The following is a 19478-nucleotide window of genomic DNA, read 5'->3' on the forward strand; positions in this document are numbered from 1 at the left end:
CGGCAAGCTTGCGCCGCCGGGCGTTCAAAGGATCAGTTGAGTTTGTAATCGAGGGTTATCTCGGCTTTCAGAACCTGAGACACCGGGCAGCCCGCTTTGGCTTTCTGGATAATTTCATCAAAGGTGCCTGGGTCGATATCCGGGAGCGCAATTTTGCTTTGCAGCGCCACTTTAGTAATCGCAAACCCAGCGTCGACTTTATCCAGCGACACGGTGGCTTCGGTGTCAATCGAGGTGGCGGTAAATCCGGCTTCGCTCAGCATCAGCGACAGCGCCATTGAGAAGCAGGAGGCGTGCGCCGCAGCAATCAGCTCTTCTGGATTGGTGCCTTTTGCGCCTTCGAAACGGGTGTTGAAGCCGTACGGTTGCTTCTCAAGCGCCCCGCTTTCGGTGGAAACGGTGCCTTTACCGCGTTTCAGATCGCCTTCCCAGTGTGCCTGACCTTTCTTGTGGATTGTCATCGTTTACTCCTTTTTCCATTGGACTAACAAGTATAGAACACGTGCTTCACAGCGTCGGGGCCGACAATTTCATGGCCCGGAACCAGCGGAGCGGTGCGGAATCCCCAATCGTTGCGTGCCTGGTCAACAAGCTTAGCCCATGGAGCTGACAATGTGACGCTTGTCGCACAAAGGGTTAAATACAGAGGCTAAATGTCAGAGAGTTCCTGAAAGCGCCGACTGGTGTTGCTATTTTGCGCGCAATGGTCAAGTATCAATCACGCAGGCAGTCGTCTTGTCTGCGCTAAGGGGTAAATTTCGCCCGGTAAACCGGGATTGACCTTGAAACCATTCACAGGATTAAGGAGTCAGCATGAAATCGAACCGTCAGGCACGTCATATCCTTGGCTTGAACTACAAGCTATCCAACCAGAAAAAAGTCCTTATCGAAGGCGATTCGGAAACTCAGGTAAACCATTCCCACGCAACTGGCCGTAAACGCCGCACCGAGTAATTCCAGGCGATTGAGCCGTTTTTTCGATAAAGACCGACACCATCGTGAGCCAGCGATGGTGTTTTTTTTTAGTTAATGAACTGACGCTATTCCCCTTTTTATTAACACTTGCTTTATACTTTGCCGCGCCGAAGTACCCGCCAGCCCTACCCGCTACGCATGTCCGGGCAGGCAGTGATGACAAAGGATCAGTGAGATGTTAATCAACCATAAAAACAACCGTTCTCTTTATATCCCCTATGCAGGTCCCGTTTTACTGGAGTTTCCTCTTCTCAACAAAGGCAGCGCATTCAGCCTCGAGGAACGTCGCAATTTCAATCTGTTAGGCCTCCTGCCTGCGGTTGTGGAAACGATCGAAGAACAGGCCGAGCGCGCCTGGATCCAATACCAGGGCTTCAAGACTGAAATCGATAAACACATTTACCTGCGCAATATCCAGGATACCAACGAAACCCTCTTCTACCGTCTGGTCGAAAATCACCTCGACGAGATGATGCCCGTTATTTATACCCCGACCGTGGGTGCCGCCTGTGAGCGTTTCTCTGAGATCTACCGTCGCTCGCGCGGGGTGTTCATCTCCTACGAAAACCGGCACAACATGGACGATATCCTGCAAAACGTGCCTAATCACAACATCAAAGTGATTGTGGTGACCGACGGCGAGCGCATTCTCGGCCTTGGCGACCAGGGCATCGGCGGGATGGGGATCCCTATCGGTAAGTTATCGCTCTACACCGCCTGTGGCGGCATCAGCCCGGCGTATACCCTGCCGGTGGTGCTCGATGTGGGCACCAACAATCAGCAGTTGCTCAACGATCCGCTGTACATGGGCTGGCGTCATCCACGTATCACCGACGACGAGTATTATCAGTTTGTTGATGATTTTATTCAGGCAGTGAAACAGCGCTGGCCAAACGTGCTGTTGCAGTTTGAAGACTTCGCGCAGAAAAATGCGATGCCGCTGTTGAACCGCTATCGGGATGAGATTTGCTCCTTTAACGATGACATTCAGGGCACTGCCGCAGTGACTGTGGGTACGCTGATTGCCGCCAGCCATGCAGCGGGCAGCCAGCTGAGTGAGCAGAAAATTGTGTTCCTCGGCGCAGGTTCCGCAGGCTGCGGGATAGCCGAGCAAATCGTGGCGCAAATCCAGCGTGAAGGCCTGAGCGAAGAACAGGCGCGAGCGCGCGTGTTTATGGTTGACCGCTTTGGCCTGCTCACCGACCAGATGCCCAACCTGCTGCCGTTCCAGAACAAACTGGTGCAGAAGCGCGACAGCCTCAGCGGCTGGGATACCCGCGAAGATGTCCTGTCGCTGCTGGACGTAGTGCGTAATGTGAAGCCGGATATTCTGATCGGTGTCTCGGGCCAGACCGGGCTTTTCACTGAAGAAATCATCCGTGAAATGCACAAGCACTGCCCGCGCCCTATCGTGATGCCGCTGTCGAACCCGACCTCCCGCGTTGAAGCTACGCCGCAGGACATCATCACCTGGACCGAAGGCTGTGCGCTGGTCGCTACCGGGAGTCCGTTCGCCCCGGTGACCTGGAAAGAGAAAACCTATCCGATTGCGCAGTGCAACAACTCCTACATCTTCCCGGGCATTGGTCTGGGGGTGATCGCCTCCGGCGCGTCACGCATTACCGATGAGATGCTGATGTCGGCCAGTGAAACGTTGGCCAAGCACTCGCCGCTGGTCAACAACGGTGAAGGCCTGGTGTTACCGGAGCTGAAGGATATTCATACCGTATCGCGGGCCATTGCGTTTGCCGTCGGTAAAATGGCGCAGCAGCAAGGCGTGGCGGTGAAAACCTCTGCCGAAGCCCTGCAACAGGCGATTGAAGATAACTTCTGGCAGCCGGAATACCGCAGCTACCGTCGGACCTCTATCTAAGCAGGCCCCCGAGGGCGTTACGTGGATCAGGCCTACCGAAAATAGTAGGCTTGTAAAACATAGCGCCGTCGGGCACTCTCATTCCACCCATTAATCTATCGAATATCAAAAAGGAGGATCCCATGCTGTATTGTGAAAAGTTTACTTTTTCACGTACTTTTGGCGATCGCACCTGCTCAAGCGTTATCCGTACCGTGCTGCGATAACTTCGGCTTGAGCGAAGACACCAAAGACTGAATCCCTTCCTCGGGCTTACCGGGTTATCGTCGGCGTTATCTGACGAGGCGTCTTTACGCCAGTAACACTTGAGTAAGTTCTATGACCACATTATTAAGTGCACACTCGCTGTGCAGCGAAATGGCCTTCGGCCCGCTGTTTTCCGATCTCTCTTTCACCCTTCAGAAAGGCTCTCGCGTCGGGCTTATCGGTTATAACGGCTGCGGTAAAAGTACCCTGTTAAAACTGCTCGATGGCACCCTGGCCCCCACCTCTGGCACGATTTCTGTCGCCGGCCACTGCCTGCTCTCCCGCGTAGAACAGCACTTACCGGAATCGCTCGGCCCGCTGACGATGCTGGAGGCGGTGTTGAATAACCTTCCCGCAGCGGAGCGCGACGTTCAGTGCTGGCGAGCCGAAGCTCTACTGGCGGAAATGGGTTTTAGCCCGGCGGATATCACCTTAACCGCTGCCACGCTGAGCGGGGGGCAACACACCCGCCTGCTACTGGCCCGGGCGTTGATCACTTCGCCGGACCTGCTGTTGCTGGATGAACCCGGTAACCATCTGGACCTGCCGACGCTGCTTTGGCTGGAGCGTTTCCTCAACGGCTGGAACGGGAGCTTTATCGTGGTCTCGCACGACCAGCAGTTGCTCGACAACGTGACCAATACCAGTTGGATCCTGCGTGACCGCAAGTTACATAGCTTCTCCCTACCCTGTAGCGCCGCCCGTCAGGCGCTGTCGGCACAGGACGAAAGCGATGCGCAGCGTTTCAAAGCCGAACAGAAGGAAATCGACCGGGTCACCGCCAGTGCCAAACGGCTTGCCGTCTGGGGGCATGTGTATGACAACGAAGATTTGTCACGAAAAGCCAAACAGATGGAGAAACAGGTTGAACGGCTGAAAGAGAGCCAGACCGACGTCACCGCCGGGAGTCAGTGGCGTTTGCAGCTGCAAGGCGACATGCTTCGGGCTGACCGTTTGCTGGAGCTGGAAAATCTGTCCGTGTCACCGGCTGAAGGCGTGGCACCGCTCTTCAACATCCCTATGGCACGACTTAAAAGCGGTGACCGGGTGGCGGTGATTGGCCGCAACGGCTGCGGGAAATCCTCGCTGCTACGGCTTATCTGGCAGCAATATCGGCAAAACGCGTTAGCCGAAGGACTGAAAATCCATCCGCGCGTCGAATTGGGATATTACGACCAAACGCTGCATCAGTTAGCCGATGAGGCCACATTGTTTGACGCTCTGGAACCGTTCGCCCCTGCTCCGGAAGAGCGAAAAATGGCACTTATCAGCGCCGGATTTGCGTGGAGTCGGCACGGCCAACGCGTCGACTCTCTCAGTGGAGGGGAACGGTCGCGGCTACTGTTCATCGGCCTGACCCTGGCGCGTTACAGCCTGTTGATGCTCGATGAACCGACCAACCACCTCGACATGGAAGGCAAAGAAACGCTGGCTGAAACACTGCAAACCTTCGCCGGTGGCGTGTTGCTGGTGAGCCACGACCGACATCTGATGCAGCAGAGCTGTAATCGCTTCTGGTTGATTGAAAACGGGGTGCTGGAAGAGTGGCACGATGCTGATGCCGCATGGGAGCGCTTGCGCGAGCCTGCGAGTACCAAGCCCACGACACCCGCGCGGACGGGATCGACCGTCCAGACTCAGGACGACGTGCTGGAGCAGTTGATCGCACTGGAAACGCTGCTGGCGGACGATATCGCCCGCAAACCTAAACACCAGAAGCCGCATTTACAGGCGCAATGGCAAAAGGAGATACGCCGGCTCAACGCGCTAATTGAAACCCTGTAGTCCTTTCAGGCACCTTCGGGTGCCTTTTTTATCTCTAACAACAGACATTCATAACTGAATCTAATGGATTTTCCCGCAGGGATAACTACCATTTCCTGTAGAATTATTACTTTATGTTACAGCTCCCTTGCTAATTTCGCAGAAAGCTTTAACTCTAAAGGAGTAACGACGTACCTTATCACGCCGTGCCTGCATCGCAGATTTTCATCACTAAAAGGAGAGATCTATGAAGGCTGCAGTAGTTACCCAGGACCATCAGGTTAACGTCACTGAAAAAACACTTCGTCCGCTGAAACACGGCGAAGCGTTATTGAAAATGGAATGCTGTGGGGTCTGTCACACCGACCTGCACGTTAAAAATGGCGATTTCGGTGACAAAACCGGCGTCATTCTGGGACATGAAGGTATCGGTGTCGTCAAAGAAGTCGGCCCCGGCGTGACCTCGCTGAAACCCGGTGACCGTGCCAGCGTGGCGTGGTTCTTCGAAGGCTGTGGGCATTGTGAATACTGTAATAGCGGCAACGAAACGCTGTGCCGCGCGGTGAAAAACGCAGGCTACTCCGTCGACGGCGGTATGGCCGAAGAGTGTATCGTGGTTGCGGATTACGCGGTCAAAGTGCCTGACGGCCTGGAATCCGCCGCCGCCAGCAGCATCACTTGTGCAGGCGTGACCACCTATAAAGCGGTGAAAATCTCCGGCATCAAACCGGGCCAATGGATTGCCATTTACGGCCTTGGCGGCCTCGGAAACCTGGCGATGCAATATGCCAAAAACGTGTTTAACGCTAAAGTTATCGCACTCGACGTAAATGATGAACAGTTAAAATTGGCCGCAGAGATGGGGGCCGATTTAACCATCAACTCTCGTAGCGAAGATGCGGCGAAAATTGTGCAGGAAAAAACCGGTGGCGCGCATGCCGCGGTGGTGACCGCAGTAGCAAAAGCAGCGTTTAACTCCGCTGTCGATGCGGTACGGGCCGGTGGTCGTGTAGTGGCCGTGGGCCTGCCGCCAGAATCAATGAGCCTTGATATTCCGCGTCTGGTGCTGGATGGCATTCAGGTAGTAGGCTCGTTGGTTGGCACCCGTCAGGACCTGATTGAAGCGTTCCAGTTCGCCGCCGAAGGTAAAGTGGTGCCGAAAGTGACGATGCGTCCACTCGGGGACATCAACGCTATCTTCAAAGAGATGGAACAAGGGCAGATTCGCGGTCGTATGGTTATCGACCTGCGTCATTAAGTTTCATTTCGTCTCAACGTCCGGGCAGCCTTGCCCGGATTTAATCCTAAAAACAGATTAAAAACATAATCTATTAATACGTTAGTTAACGCCTAAGGTTAACTAATGGAGTCTGTTAGCCCTCCTAATTTCCTTTAAGCGAATAGTTGCGATAATACGCGAAGAATTAATATTCTTTTTTGATTTTATTTGCTGAGTTTTACAGCAGCCATCAACATTATTAACTTAATATTAATAATCAAGGTATCCAATGAAAAAAATTGTGCTGGCCACCGTTCTGGCTGCATGCGTGTCTTCTGCTTTTGCCGCAGACACCGCAACACTTAAAGTGAAGGGAACGCTCACCACTGGCGTCTGTACACCTACGCTGAGCAATGGCGGCGAAGTGGATTTCGGTATCATCGAACTGAGTACGCTTTCGGCATCAACAATTAACCAGTTGGGTCAGAAAACCCTCACCCTGAGTATTAATTGCGATAACCCGACGAAAGTTGCTTTCACTACCATGGACGATCGTCAGGATTCCCTGAAGAATATCAATATCGTCGGCGGCGGTGCAGACGGGCGTGACATTCCTGAGACATCAGGCCAATACGGACTGGGTAAGACGGCTGAAGGCGTGAATATTGGGGCGTATTCCATTGCCGTCGATACCGCACTTGTCACCACCGAAGCAGGCAGCAAAGCGACCATCGATCAGGAGCTCAATGCTGAAGAATGGATCAACTCGACTGCAGGGATAACACTGGATGGCCGGTCCGGTTTTGGGCGCAAATTTACCGTTGCGGACACCGGTACTATCGTTCCTATCGCCTTCACCGAAGCCGTGTTCCCTCTTCTGGTCACCGCAGCTATCGACTCGACAACCAATCTGGGTATTACTGACAACACCCCATTAGATGGTCAGGCAACAATCAGTCTGGTTTACCTGTAATTATTATTTTTTAGCAAACAGATAACATTTTTTATTTATTAAAGCACTCATCGACATGAGTGCTTTCGATATTACCGCAAGGATTGGCGAGCATTTCTACGTATCGATAAAACCACCCAGCATTTTTTATCGCCAATCTGAAGCGACACCCCGCGCTTCAGTAACCAACCACTCGCCCAATATTGGGGCATGATGCAAGGATCTACTGAATATGTTTTTAAAGCGCGCATTGATCATCTCCCTACCTTTATTAGGTGCCGCCCTGTACACCGTATCAGTGAAAGCCGCTGGCATCGTGCCAGAAACGTCTTTACTGATGATTGAAGAAGCCGATATGGGCGGCACAATGAATTTGACCAACACCGATTCCCATCCCAATTTGCTCTACACCACCATTACCGACCTGCCTGATGATCAAGGCATTCACCTGATGGTGACCCAGCCGGTAGTCCGCGTTGAGCCGGGCCAGATACAGCAGCTGCGCTTTATCCTGCGTAGCGATAAACCATTGACGACAGAACATTTAAAACGCGTTGTCTTTGAAGGGATCCCGCCGAAAGACCCGTCCAAAAAAATGAAGATTGGTTTTAACCTGCGTCAGGATATTCCCGTGCTGATTCACCCTAAAGGCCTGCCCGTGGTGAAAGATGCATGGAAATTACTGAAATGGTCCGCGGCGGGCACCACCGTTACGGTGAAAAACCCGAGCCCTTATGTAGTCCGTCTGGCGCAGAACGTCAAAACGCTGCCTTCAGGGACGAATGGCATACTGGCAAAAACCTACATTCTGCCAGGTGAAACCCTGTCGGCCAAACTCAATAAAACAGCGGGGAACGACAGTCAACTGCAGTTTATTCCTGCCAGCCGCTACGGAATTGATGTGCCGAGTTTCACAGCCCCGCTAAACCAGTAACGTTTGATACCAGCCATTGACCGATCGGAACCCACAATGAAGACGTTACCTGCCCTGCTTTGTGGGAACCGCGTGCTGAATAAAATCCTGCTACTGACCATTATTATTTTCAGCACAACAGTCTCAGCCCAGGACTATACCTTCGACAGCGATATTCTTAAGCTCCGTGGCGTGGACAGCAGTGTGAACACCTATTTTGCCAAAGAGGCAAAATATCTGCCGGGCACCCATTCAGTTTCTTTAAAAGTGAATGGTAAAGACAAAGGCACATTGGCCGTACGCTTTGGACCTGAAGGCGAGCTATGTGTAGACAATGATTTTCTTTCTGCCGCTGGCCTGCAGCCCATCGCCGATCCTGGTCCGCAGGCATGTCATGATTACCGCATCAATTTCCCGAATGTCACCATCACGCCATTGCCCAACAATGAGAGCCTGCTTCTGGTCGTGCCACAGGAAGCGCTTAACAACAGCCTGAATTCAATGCCAGCCAATGTGCAACATGGCGGTACCGCAGGTGTGCTGAACTACAATGTGTTCGGAGTTCATAACCAGTATGCAGGCGGCAGTTCTGATTATCGCCAGCTCTCTCTCGACGGCGGGGTAAATATCGCCGACTGGCTGCTGCGCAGCAGTTATCTCATCACCGACAATGATGATACGGTTTCCGCCAATAGCCTGTTCACCTACGTTGCGCACACTTTTGTTGACCAGAAACTGCAGTTGCAGGCAGGCCAGGTCAATGCGGTGTCGGGTTTGTTCAGCGGGGCGCCGATCAACGGTGTTCAGCTAACGCCTGCCAGCGCACTGATTGCCGGAGATTCGGGTGTAACCGTGCGGGGTATTGCCCGCAGCCCGCAGGCGCGGGTTGAAGTCCGCCAGACGGGCCAACTGATCTATTCCACGCTGGTTCCCGCCGGGCCTTTTGTGCTGGATAGCGTCCCGGTAGTGCGTACCAATACCGATTTGGACGTAACAGTAGTCGAAACTGACGGTTCATCGAGTCAGTTTGTCATCCCCTCATCGACGCTGCGCGCAACCCGTCTGGCGCGCCCACAGGGATTATCCGTCTCATTTGGACAGGTCCGGGATGTCGATAGCGATTACGACCATCCGCTGGTGGCTAACCTTTCCGACGGATGGCGACTCAGCCCGAACTTTACCCTGACGGCATCAGGCGTGGCGGCGGCCGATTATCAGGCCATGGGTTCCGAACTCAACTACCTGCCCTTTGAGAACCTGTCATTCAGCGGTAGCGTACTCGCCAGCAGAGAAACCTTTGGCGACGCCACCCGTGGCACGAAGAGCGAGATATCGACCAGCTACTCGCCCGTCAAATCGGTATCAGTTTCTCTCTCAGCGGCAAAATATAGCGATGATTACCGTGAACTCACCGATGCGTTAAATGATGACTACACCAGCTATCAGAGCAGCTACAACGCGTCGGTCAGCTGGGATCGGTCTGCGCTTGGCGTATTCGCACTCAGTTATAGCCTGAACAAAGGCAAAGACGCCGACACGGACTCACGCTATGTCAGCGCATCGTGGGGAAAAACGTTTAAATATGCGACCGTTCAGGTGAACTGGCAAAGCCAGGTTGGCAGCAGCGATCCTGAGCAAAAGGACGAAGATTTACTCTATGTCACGATGAGCATTCCGATTGGCGAACAAAGCATCAGCACCCATTACCGCCAACAAGGCGATGACAGAACAGCAGGCGTCAGTACCAGCGGTTCAATTTCGCAGAACACCGCGTATTCAATTTCTGCGGACCATAATCTGGAAGATAACAGCGACAGCTTTAACGGCAGCGTGAACACCAATCTGCACTATACCCAGCTTAACGTTGGTGCCGGTTCGGGGTCTAATCATCAGCGCAATTACAATATGACCCTCAGTGGCGGCATGGTGGCACATGATAATGGCCTCACGTTTTCACCCTATGCGGTTAAAGACACCTTTGCCATTGCCCACCTGAGTGAACCGGTGAGTGGAATTGAAATCGCAACCCCTCAAGGCAACGTCTGGACAGATGCCTGGGGTCAGGCGGTCGTTCCGGGAATGCCGTTGTACCGCAACGCTCGCGTCGAGATAAACGCCAATAGCCTGCCGCAGAGCATGGATCTGGCTAACGGCACAAAAGTAGTCGCCGCCGGACATGGCTCCGTCAGTAAACTGGGGTTCAAGGTGCTGAACTCACGACGCGTAATGATTCAGGTTAGAAACGCCGACGGCGCATTGCTCAAGAAAGGCAGCACCGTTGTTGATGATAAAGGTCAGTACATCGTCACCGCCGTCGATGATGGCCAGGTATTTCTCAGTGAAGCTGACGATGTATCGACTCTGTTCGTCATTGACGATAACGGTCAACGTCAGTGTCAGATCCACTGGAAAATGGCGGACAAGCAAGATAAAGACGCATTTTATGAAGTCACCCAAGGCCAATGCCAATGAAAAAACTCTCGCGAACCACTATCACAGCCCACGTTCTTGGTGCCTGTATGCTCGTCTTTATGGGTAATTGCCAGGCTGATGACTCCTGCCAAATTACCCTTTCTCAGCCGCTGCTTGATCTACATATGCTCAATAAAAGCGAGGCGATAAAATCGGCTCAGGGCTGGAATCAAATGCAGGACGTGGATGTGAACGTCAGCGTTTTTTGCCCCACCGAACGCACCATTGCCGTCTTCTTTGCGGGAAGTGCAGGCGATAAAGGCCGTTTTAAGTTCGGACAGCAAAGCGGCTTAAGCCTGAAAGTTAGCCAACTCTCCCTCGATGGAAAACAGTACGCGGTCACTAAAATAGTTCACCCTGGTAGCCTGACGAATTTTGACAGTGTGGCAGATATTCAACCCATTTATAACCATCAGGGAATTATCGCGACCTCCGGCAATCGAGCCGTTGAGGGGCAACAAATGAATTTTACGCTGACGGTTACGCCGTACGTCAAAGAGAGTGAATTCAAGGCATCAGATCGACAAACACTGAGTAGTGATTTAGCTTTAGCTGTAATGGATAACTGATTTATTTTCTCTAAAAAATTCTGAATAGGCTATAATTATCGCTAATAAATAAACTATTTGGCACTCAGTATTTGAAAAGGAAATTAATCTCTTGACTAAACGACAAAGTCTGACTGGGCAGCCGGGAAACATTGCAAAATTAGATTTAAATCTCATCACCTTATTTGAGCTGGTCTACCGCCATAAAAGTGTGGCAAAAGCGGCTGACGTGATGGATGTCACTGCCTCCGCGGTGAGTCAGGGATTGAACCGGTTACGCACCCATTTTGATGATCCCCTGTTTGTCCGCAATGGATCGAGACTTGAGTCCACGGCTTTTGCAGAGAACGTACACAGCAGTATCGCCAGTAGCTTTGAAGACGTGTTAACGCAGCTGCAATCCCTCTCCCCAACCGTGGCGCAATCTCAATTAAATATCATTTGCCCCCCCTATTTATCCTTATTTATATTCAAACCACTGGTGCGAATCGTCGCGGAAATTTCACCCCAATGTAAAATCCTGCATACTCCGGATGATAATCAGGAAGAAACTACCGACAAGGCGCTAACCTTTCGCAAAGCAGATATTATTTTTGATCTTCAGCCGCATAATATGCACTCGCGAGTTTCTCACCTGCTTTACGAAGAAGAATTGGTCTTTATTCGCGCTAAAAATCACCCTCGCGTCAGCGGGTTTGTTTCCTCAGATCAATTGTCGAAGGAACAATTCACAATCGTGAATAGCAATAAATTTTCCGTTGCAAATATTCAGGATGAAATAAACACCCGCATTAATGCTATTCGTGATATTCGCTTTCGCTCGGGATCCACTTTTTCGATTATCGCTATGGTCAGTGCCTCAGATACCATAGGCGTCGTGTCGCGGAACCTGGCCGAGATGTTTTCAGAAACCTTCGATATTTGTATTGTGGAAACAGACATCAGCATTCCCGCCGTGCCTGTTTATATGGTTTACAATAAATTTTCGTTAAAAAATTCACTGATGAAAAATATTGTTGATCGAATGGTGGAAGAATTTACGTAATTTTTGGGGCTTTGTTCCGACGATCATGAATCCATTCTTTGACTTCAATAGTGAAAGACTCAGGCGCTTTACGGAACATCTTGCGCGCCAGATCGAGGATGGTATGACGACCAAGCTCCTCCTCCATCCGCTGCTGCGCACTGTCCATCACTGAACGCACGCCGCAAGGTCCCTCGCAGACCCAGGCAGGCGGCGTTTCTTCAAATAATGCCAGCCGCTGGCGAATCTCGCGACACTCGAACATCGACTTTTGCCCGTCTATAGCGTGAACGATATCCAGCACGCTAATCAGCTCACTGGCCCTCGCCAGTCGAAATCCCCCGCCCTTGCCTTCGGTGCTCACCACCAGCCCAGCCCGGGATAAACGAGTAAATATTTTCGCGAGATAGTCATACGGCACATTTTGCAGCTCTGCCAACTCGCGCACGCTCATTTCACGCGCGTTACCGTTCGCATCAACCATGCTCATCAGGCTGTGAATACCGTATTCCACCCCAGAACTGTAAAACGCCATTCTGTACTCCTTTTCTGTTCCTGCCGGGATGATAACTCAGATACTCAGAAAGATCTTGTCGGAGTTAACTCCGACAAGTATAGTCTCAGTTATCGAGGCGGAACGGCCTGTAAATCAGAAGGACAGAAAAATGAAACAACGTATTCTTATTATCGGCAGCGGGTTTGCTGGCATGTGGGCGGCGGTGAGTGCAGCCCGTCTGGCGCATCTGCAAAACAACGATGCGGTGGAAATCGCCGTGCTGGCCCCGCAGCCGGAACTGCGCGTCAGACCGCGTTTTTATGAAGCGAATGTCACCACGACCACTGCCGATCTGCAGCCGCTGTTTGCTGAACTGGATATCCGTTTCATCGCCGGTCACGCCGAGCGGATTGATGCTGCTGAGAACGGGGTCTGGTACAAAACGCCGCATTCTGACTCGACCTTTATTCCTTACGGTAAGCTGATCATGGCGAGCGGCAGCCAGCTGCATCACTTCGGAATCAAAGGCATTGCCGAGCATGGTTTTGATATTGACCAACTGGACACCGCTCGCCGTCTTGAGGAACACCTCAATGACCTGGCAAATCAGCCAGAGAGCGCGGCCCGTAATACGGTAGTCGTCTGCGGGGGTGGATTTACCGGCATTGAGCTGGCGACGGAACTGCCCTCTCGCCTGAAGACGCTGTTTGGACATCATTCAAAGACAAAAGTAGTCGTAGTTGAGAGAGGTCCGGTGATAGGCGGCCGATACAGTGAAGCGCTGCGGAACATTATTCGTGATGCATCAGACGAACTGGGCATCGAATGGCGTCTGAATGCGGGGATTGAAATGGTGAATGCCGAAGGCGTAACCCTTCAGGATGGCAGCCGAATTAACGCCGCCACCGTGGTGTGGACCGCAGGTGTGAAAGCCAGCCCGCTGGGTGAAAACCTGACCGCAGATCGCGACGCGCTTGGCCGCTTCGTCGTCTCTCCTGAGTTGCAAATCCCGGGTTACAGTCACATCTACGCCACCGGCGACATGGCGCATGCCAAAACCGATGATCTCGGCAATACGGCGCTGATGACCTGCCAGCACGCCATTCAGTTGGGTAAATTCGCCGGACACAATGCCGCCGCCAGCCTGCTTGGGGTGGAAGGTTTACCCTATCGCCAGCAGAATTACGTCACCTGTCTTGATCTCGGCGCATGGGGCGCGGTCTATACCGAAGGCTGGGATCAGCAGGTGAAACTCGTACGTGAAGACGCCAAAAAGCTAAAAATAGCGATCACCAATGAGCTTATCTACCCACCTAAAGCCGACCGTGACATCGCCTTCGCTGCCGCCGATCCGCTGGCGAAATTTGTGTAACCGCAACCCTTCCCTGTGATAGAACGGGTCCGGTTTCATACCGAACCCGTTGTCTTTTTGCGGCGATGCTCGGGCATTGGCTGCGTTCTGCTTGTTGTTTTCCCTTTCCCCTGCAAAATCACCTTCGCCATCTTACATGACGAAAAAATATCCGTTGCGTAATGCGCAACACAGTATATGCTGTTCCTCAAGAAGGAACGGGAGAGGGACTGATGATCATGAGTTTCCGCCACAAGGGATTACGCAACCTGTTCTTTTACAACGACACTACGGGTGTAATGCCCCAGCACGCGAAACGGTTACGCAACCGGCTAACGGTTCTTGATATTGCTTCAAAAGCGACAGAGCTTAATCTGCCGGGTTACCGCTTACCTGCATTGAGCGGCGATCGTGAGGGTGTCTGGGCGATAACGGTTTCAGGAAACTGGCGTTTGACCTTTGAGTTTATCAACGGCAATGCCCATTTACTCAATTATGAGGATTATCACTGATGAAAATGGCAGCCCCTTCCTGTCCTGGCGACATCATTCAGGAATCACTGGATGAACTGAACGTCAGCCTGCGCGAATTCGCCCGCGCGATGAACATCGCCCCCTCCACCGCCAGCCGTTTGCTCACAGGAAAAGCGGCGCTTACGCCCGAGATGGCCATCAAACTTTCGGTGGTGATCGGCAGTTCTGCCGAGGTGTGGATGAATTTGCAGACCAACTGGAGCCTGGCCGTGGCTGAGAGCCGGGTGGACGTGTCGCACCTGCAGAAACTGTCGTTCAAGAAAGTGTAAAAATGGCGCCGCTCGAACAGCGGCGCCACAGGACGTTAACCGCTTAGCGGCTGCTTTCTGCCTTTGCTGCCGCTTCGGCTTCGCGCCGTTCAACCTCATCATACCAGCGCGGATGATGTTTCTTCGCCCAGCGACGGCTGACTTTACCTTCAACCATTCCTTTGATAGACCCTTTCACCCAAAATGCCATGTACATGTGGATGAGGATGGCGTGGATTAGAATGATTGCCGATGTGGCGTGGATCAGCAGGCTGTAGCGAATCACCTGAATCGGGAAATAATCGGCAAAATACGGACGCCAGATAATCACCCCGGTCACCAGCAGCACAAAGATCATGCTCATGATGGTCCAGAACATCATCTTTTGCCCGGCGTTGTATTTACCCACTTTCGCCACTTTATGTTCATTCCCCTTCAGCACCTCCACAATCCCTTTCAGCCAGGGAATGTCCTGCTTGTCCGGAATGTTGTGATGCACGAAGCGAACGAACATAAACATCAGCGCCACGAAAATCAGCACGCCAAAGAAAGGATGCAGAATGCGCCCCATCTGCGGTGTACCGAAGGTTTCCGTCAGCCATTGCAACGTCGGGAAGAAGAAAGAAATCCCGGAAAGCGAGACCAAAAAGAAGCACACTACGACCGTCCAGTGACAGGCCCGGTCAATGAAAGCGGTGCGCACGATCATCTTAGACTTACTCATCGTGGCTCTCCTCATCGTCATCCACTTCGTTGTTCGGCCCAATACCGATGTAGTGATACATCAGCCCGGCGAAGGTCGCGATAAACCCAGCCGCAGAGAGCGGTTTGAGGATCCCCTTCCACAGATTGACTGCAGCATCAACTTTCGGTTCTTGAGGCAGCTTGTGGTAGAGCTCCGGCTGGTCGGCATGATGAAGGACATACATCACATGCGTGCCTCCCACACCCTGCGGGTTATACACCCCGGCCTGCGCGTAGCCGCGAGCCTGTAACTTGCTCACCCGCGCTTGTGCCACCTCCAGCATCTCTTTTTTGCTGCCAAAGTGAATGGCCCCCGTCGGACAGGTTTTCACGCAGGCAGGCTCCTGACCGACGCTGACGCGATCGACACAGAGCGTGCATTTGTAAACCCGGTTGTCCTCTTTATTGAGGCGCGGCACGTTGAACGGGCAACCTGCAATGCAGTAGCCACATCCGATGCAGTTATCCTGCTGAAAATCGACGATTCCGTTGGCGTACTGAATAATCGCCCCCGCTGAAGGGCACGCCTTCAGACAACCCGGATCCTCGCAGTGCATACAGCCATCTTTGCGAATCAGCCATTCCAGTTTGCCGTTCTGCTCCGTTTCACTGAAGCGCATCACCGTCCAGGATTTGGCGCTCAGGTCGGCGGGGTTGTCATACACCCCGACACAGTGCCCCACTTCATCGCGGATATCGTTCCACTCGGAACAGGCGACCTGGCAGGCTTTGCAGCCCACGCAGGAGGTCACATCGATAAGCTTCGCTACCTCGGCCTTATAGTCCCGCGCACGCGGCGCAGGCGTTATGGCGTTGGTCGCAGAGCGCTTAATGATGTCCTGAGTTTCCATTGACATAAGCTTGCTCCTTACGCTTTCTCGATGTTAACCAGAAACGCTTTGTATTCCGGCGTTTGGGAGTTGGCATCACCGACGTTCGGCGTCAGGGTATTGGCGATATACCCTTTCTGCGCCACGCCTTCAAAGCCCCAGTGCAGTGGGATCCCGACCGTTTCAACCTGCTGTCCATTGACGTTCAGCGTCTGTAAACGACGGGTGACGACCGCCACGGCGCGAATAAATCCACGCTGGCTGCTGACTTTCACCCGGTCGCCATTGCTTATCCCTTTGTTTTTCGCCAGCTGTTCGCTGATTTCCACAAATTGTTCCGGCTGCGCAATGGCATTAAGCCGTGCGTGTTTGGTCCAGGTGTGGAAATGTTCGGTCAGGCGATAGGTGGTGCCGACGTAAGGGAAGCGCTCTTTCTTGCCGAGTCGCAGGGCATCTTCCTCGTACAAACGCACTACCGGGTTGGACACCACATTCGGATGCAGCGGGTTGGTCCCGAGCGGCGTTTCCATCGGTTCGTAATGCTCGGGGAACGGACCTTCGGCGAGTTTATCGAGCGCAAACAGACGCCCCATCCCTTCCGGCTGCATGATGAATGGCCCAGTCGCGCTGCCCGGCGGTGCGGTATTGAAATCAGGGATGTCGTTCCCGGTCCATTTGGTCCCGTTCCATTGAATAAGCATTCGCTTCGGATCCCAGGGTTTACCGTTGATATCCGCAGACGCACGGTTATAAAGCACGCGACGGTTAAGCGGCCACGCCCAGGCCCAACCTGCGGTGTTCCCGAGTCCCGACGGATCGGCGTTATCCCGGTTCGCCATCTGGTTGCCTTTTTCCGTCCAGCTGCCGGTGTAAATCCAGCAGGCAGATGCGGTTGAACCGTCATCACGCAGCAGCGCAAAGCTGTTCAGCAGTTCGCCTTTTTTGGCAACCTGCACGCCGTTGGCATCAAAGAGATCGTCCAGCGCATAGCCGTTATTCTCTTTTGCCACCTCGTCGGAAGCCGGGCTGTCCGGCAGATGATAGTGCCAGCCCATGTTTAACAGAGGCTCAACGCCTTTGCCGCCTTCCGCCTGATACATTTCACGCAGACGATGGTAAATCCCGGCCAGGATCTCACCGTCATTACGCGCCTCTCCCGGCGGCTCGGCTGCTTTCCAGTGCCACTGTAACCAGCGCCCGGAGTTGGCAATCGAGCCGTCTTCTTCGGCAAAGCAGGTCGATGGCAGACGGAACACTTCGGTTTGAATATCGGCCGAAGAGACATCGTTCATCTCGCCGTGGTTTTGCCAGAACGTGGATGTTTCCGTCACCAGCGGGTCGATAACCACCATATACTTGAGCTTGCTTAGGCTTTGCACGACCTTATTTTTATCCGGGAAAGAGGCCACCGGGTTGAAGCCCTGGCAGAAATACCCGTTCACTTCGCCTTTATCCATCAGGTTGAAGTATTTAATAACGTCGTAGGCCTGGTCCCATTTCGGCAGCCAGTCGAAGCCCCAGTCATTCTCTTTCTGCGCTTTATCGCCATAAAACGCTTTCATCAGACTGACAAAGAATTTCGGGTAGTTGCCCCAATAGTTAACCTGATCCGCCAGCGTCGCTTTCGGGGTGTTGGCCTGCAGATACGTTTGCAGCGTGGTGTGTTTCTCTGAAGGCAGCGTCAGATAGCCCGGCAGGCTGGTTGAAAGCAGCCCGAGGTCCGTCAGCCCCTGAATGTTCGAGTGACCACGCAGGGCATTCACCCCGCCGCCCGCCATCCCCATATTGCCCAGCAGGAGTTGGATCATCGCCATGGTGCGGATGTTCTGCGCGCCCACGGTATGCTGCGTCCAGCCCAGCGCATACAGGAAGGTGGTGGTTCTGTCGGCCGCACTGGTCGAGGCCAGCACGTCGCAGATTTTCAGGAAATCCGCTTTCGGCGTACCGCAAATGTTCTCCACCACTTCAGGCGTGTAGCGGGCCACATGCTGTTTCAGCAGATTCCACACGCAGCGCGGACTGCTGAGCGTATCATCACGTTTAGCAAAGCCATTCTCGTCGAACTGGTAGTTCCAGGAGTCTTTGTCGTACTGTCTTTTTTCCGCGTCGTAGCCGCTGAATAACCCGTCTTCAAAGCTGAAATCATCCCGAATCAGCAGGCTGGCATTGGTGTAATGCTTCACGTACTCGGCGTTGATTTTGTGGTTTTCAATCAGATACCGCAAAACGCCGGACAGGAAGGTAATGTCCGTCCCGGAGCGGATCGGCGCATAAATATCGGCCACTGACGCCGTGCGCGTAAAGCGTGGGTCAACGACGATCAGCGTCGCATCATTATTATTTTTGGCTTCCATCGCCCAACGGAAACCGACCGGATGCGCTTCTGCCGCATTCCCGCCCATCACCATCACGACGTTGGCGTTTTTGATATCCACCCAGTGGTTGGTCATCGCACCGCGACCAAATGTTGGAGCAAGACTTGCTACCGTTGGTCCGTGTCAAACGCGCGCCTGGTTGTCTACCGCCAGCATCCCCAGGGAACGGGCAAATTTTTGCGTCAGCATCCCCGTTTCATTACTCGCCGCTGAGGCACACAGCATACCGGTGGAGAGCCAGCGATTGACCGTGGTGCCGTGCTCGTTTTTCTCAATGAAATTGGCATCACGGTCAGCTTTCATCAGGGTAGCGATACGGCTAAACGCCTCATCCCAGGAAATACGCTGCCACTTATCAGAGCCCGGCGCACGATATTCCGGGTAACGCAGGCGGTTTTCACTGTGGACATAATCGAGCAAACCGGCCCCTTTCGGGCACAGCGCCCCACGGCTTACCGGATGATCCGGATCGCCTTCGACGTGATAGAGTTCTTCGCGCGCATTTTTCGCGCCATCACCCTGGCTGTACATCAACAGCCCACATCCCACGGAACAGTATGTGCAGGTATTCCGAACCTCTTTGGCACGCAGCAATTTATAATTGCGTGCCTGAGCCAGCGCGAGTTTGGGTGCAAATCCCAGAACCGCCGCTGTTGTTCCTGCCATCCCGCCCGCGCAGATTTTGAAGAATTTTCTGCGACTGACGTCCATTTTTTCCCTCGTTGATTAGGACAAAAACTCGCGAAAAAATAGCACCGGCGGCAGCGCGCTTTTTGCGTCAAATCAATGTCTTCAATCAGCGCCCTATTAATAGTCGGGAAGGCCAAAATTTTGTAATCCTTAGGGATTAATCAGCAGAAGTGCTATAAACGTAGGCTGCATTTTTCGGTTATCAATTCAATCCATTATCAAAAC

General features: G+C 53.0%; 17 protein-coding genes. 12 read left to right on the forward strand and 5 right to left on the reverse strand.

What is annotated here, in order from left to right; all coding sequences use genetic code 11:
* Positions 1-32: 32 nt before the first annotated feature.
* Entirely contained in the window at positions 33-461 is a 429-nt protein-coding gene (locus ACG0Z5_RS01525) for an OsmC family protein (RefSeq protein ID WP_394444987.1), read from the reverse strand.
* A 352-nt stretch (positions 462-813) separates the two neighbouring features.
* Between ACG0Z5_RS01525 and sra the strand changes: the two genes are divergently transcribed.
* The 9 genes from sra (at position 814) to ACG0Z5_RS01570 (ending at position 12007) form a co-directional block, all read left to right on the forward strand.
* Positions 814-954 carry a stationary-phase-induced ribosome-associated protein gene (gene sra, locus ACG0Z5_RS01530; RefSeq protein ID WP_319630305.1) on the forward strand — a complete coding sequence of 47 codons (141 nt, stop codon included), beginning with the start codon at positions 814-816 and terminating at the stop codon, positions 952-954.
* Between the two features lie 196 nt (positions 955-1150).
* Positions 1151-2848 (forward strand): NAD-dependent malic enzyme, encoded by a 1698-nt coding sequence (locus ACG0Z5_RS01535; RefSeq protein ID WP_394444988.1) that lies wholly within the window; start codon positions 1151-1153, stop codon positions 2846-2848.
* A 318-nt stretch (positions 2849-3166) separates the two neighbouring features.
* Positions 3167-4879: an ABC-F family ATP-binding cassette domain-containing protein gene (locus tag ACG0Z5_RS01540; protein WP_394444989.1), complete on the forward strand. Its 1713-nt coding sequence runs from the start codon at positions 3167-3169 to the stop codon at positions 4877-4879.
* 226 nt (positions 4880-5105) lie between these two features.
* Positions 5106-6116, forward strand: coding sequence for an alcohol dehydrogenase AdhP (gene adhP, locus ACG0Z5_RS01545; protein WP_319630302.1), 1011 nt, complete (start codon positions 5106-5108; stop codon positions 6114-6116).
* Positions 6117-6366: 250 nt separating this feature from the next.
* Complete coding sequence (locus ACG0Z5_RS01550; RefSeq protein ID WP_394444990.1) at positions 6367-7050, forward strand: DUF1120 domain-containing protein; 684 nt, start codon at positions 6367-6369, stop codon at positions 7048-7050.
* A 211-nt stretch (positions 7051-7261) separates the two neighbouring features.
* The gene (locus tag ACG0Z5_RS01555) at positions 7262-7963 is read left to right on the forward strand and encodes a fimbria/pilus chaperone family protein (RefSeq protein WP_394444991.1); all 702 of its coding nucleotides are present in this window, start codon (positions 7262-7264) and stop codon (positions 7961-7963) included.
* A gap of 36 nt (positions 7964-7999) precedes the next feature.
* A complete protein-coding gene (locus tag ACG0Z5_RS01560) occupies positions 8000-10414 on the forward strand; it encodes a fimbrial biogenesis usher protein (RefSeq protein WP_394444992.1) in 2415 nt (804 codons plus the stop codon).
* Entirely contained in the window at positions 10411-10983 is a 573-nt protein-coding gene (locus ACG0Z5_RS01565; RefSeq protein ID WP_394444993.1) for a hypothetical protein, read from the forward strand. The genes ACG0Z5_RS01560 and ACG0Z5_RS01565 overlap by 4 nt, the downstream gene beginning before the upstream one ends.
* A gap of 91 nt (positions 10984-11074) precedes the next feature.
* A complete protein-coding gene (locus tag ACG0Z5_RS01570) occupies positions 11075-12007 on the forward strand; it encodes a LysR family transcriptional regulator (protein WP_394444994.1) in 933 nt (310 codons plus the stop codon).
* On the opposite strand, the gene ACG0Z5_RS01575 is transcribed toward ACG0Z5_RS01570, so the two are convergent.
* Positions 12000-12521 (reverse strand): RrF2 family transcriptional regulator, encoded by a 522-nt coding sequence (locus ACG0Z5_RS01575; RefSeq protein ID WP_394444995.1) that lies wholly within the window; start codon positions 12519-12521, stop codon positions 12000-12002. The genes ACG0Z5_RS01570 and ACG0Z5_RS01575 overlap by 8 nt on opposite strands.
* Before the next feature lie 130 nt (positions 12522-12651).
* Between ACG0Z5_RS01575 and ACG0Z5_RS01580 the strand changes: the two genes are divergently transcribed.
* The 3 genes from ACG0Z5_RS01580 to ACG0Z5_RS01590 all read left to right on the forward strand — a co-directional run bounded on the left by ACG0Z5_RS01580 (position 12652) and on the right by ACG0Z5_RS01590 (position 14635).
* On the forward strand, positions 12652-13854 hold the full coding sequence (locus ACG0Z5_RS01580) for an NAD(P)/FAD-dependent oxidoreductase (RefSeq protein ID WP_394444996.1): 1203 nt from the start codon (positions 12652-12654) through the stop codon (positions 13852-13854).
* A 212-nt stretch (positions 13855-14066) separates the two neighbouring features.
* Positions 14067-14345, forward strand: coding sequence for a type II toxin-antitoxin system RelE/ParE family toxin (locus tag ACG0Z5_RS01585; RefSeq protein WP_394444997.1), 279 nt, complete (start codon positions 14067-14069; stop codon positions 14343-14345).
* Entirely contained in the window at positions 14345-14635 is a 291-nt protein-coding gene (locus ACG0Z5_RS01590) for a HigA family addiction module antitoxin (protein ID WP_394444998.1), read from the forward strand. The genes ACG0Z5_RS01585 and ACG0Z5_RS01590 overlap by 1 nt, the downstream gene beginning before the upstream one ends.
* 43 nt (positions 14636-14678) lie before the next feature.
* Here the strand turns inward: ACG0Z5_RS01590 and fdnI are convergent, their stop codons facing one another.
* From fdnI to fdnG, 3 genes are read right to left on the reverse strand one after another with little or no spacing between them, the layout of a single operon-like run.
* A complete protein-coding gene (gene fdnI, locus ACG0Z5_RS01595) occupies positions 14679-15338 on the reverse strand; it encodes a formate dehydrogenase-N subunit gamma (protein WP_394444999.1) in 660 nt (219 codons plus the stop codon).
* Positions 15331-16215: a formate dehydrogenase subunit beta gene (gene fdxH / locus ACG0Z5_RS01600; protein ID WP_319786799.1), complete on the reverse strand. Its 885-nt coding sequence runs from the start codon at positions 16213-16215 to the stop codon at positions 15331-15333. The genes fdnI and fdxH overlap by 8 nt, the downstream gene beginning before the upstream one ends.
* A gap of 11 nt (positions 16216-16226) precedes the next feature.
* Positions 16227-19274, reverse strand: a complete 3048-nt coding sequence (fdnG, locus tag ACG0Z5_RS01605; RefSeq protein ID WP_394445000.1) for a formate dehydrogenase-N subunit alpha — start codon at positions 19272-19274, stop codon at positions 16227-16229.
* Positions 19275-19478 lie beyond the last annotated feature (204 nt).

This window comes from Scandinavium sp. M-37 (assembly GCF_043558715.1).
Classification (GTDB): Bacteria; Pseudomonadota; Gammaproteobacteria; order Enterobacterales; family Enterobacteriaceae; genus Scandinavium; species Scandinavium vulneris_A.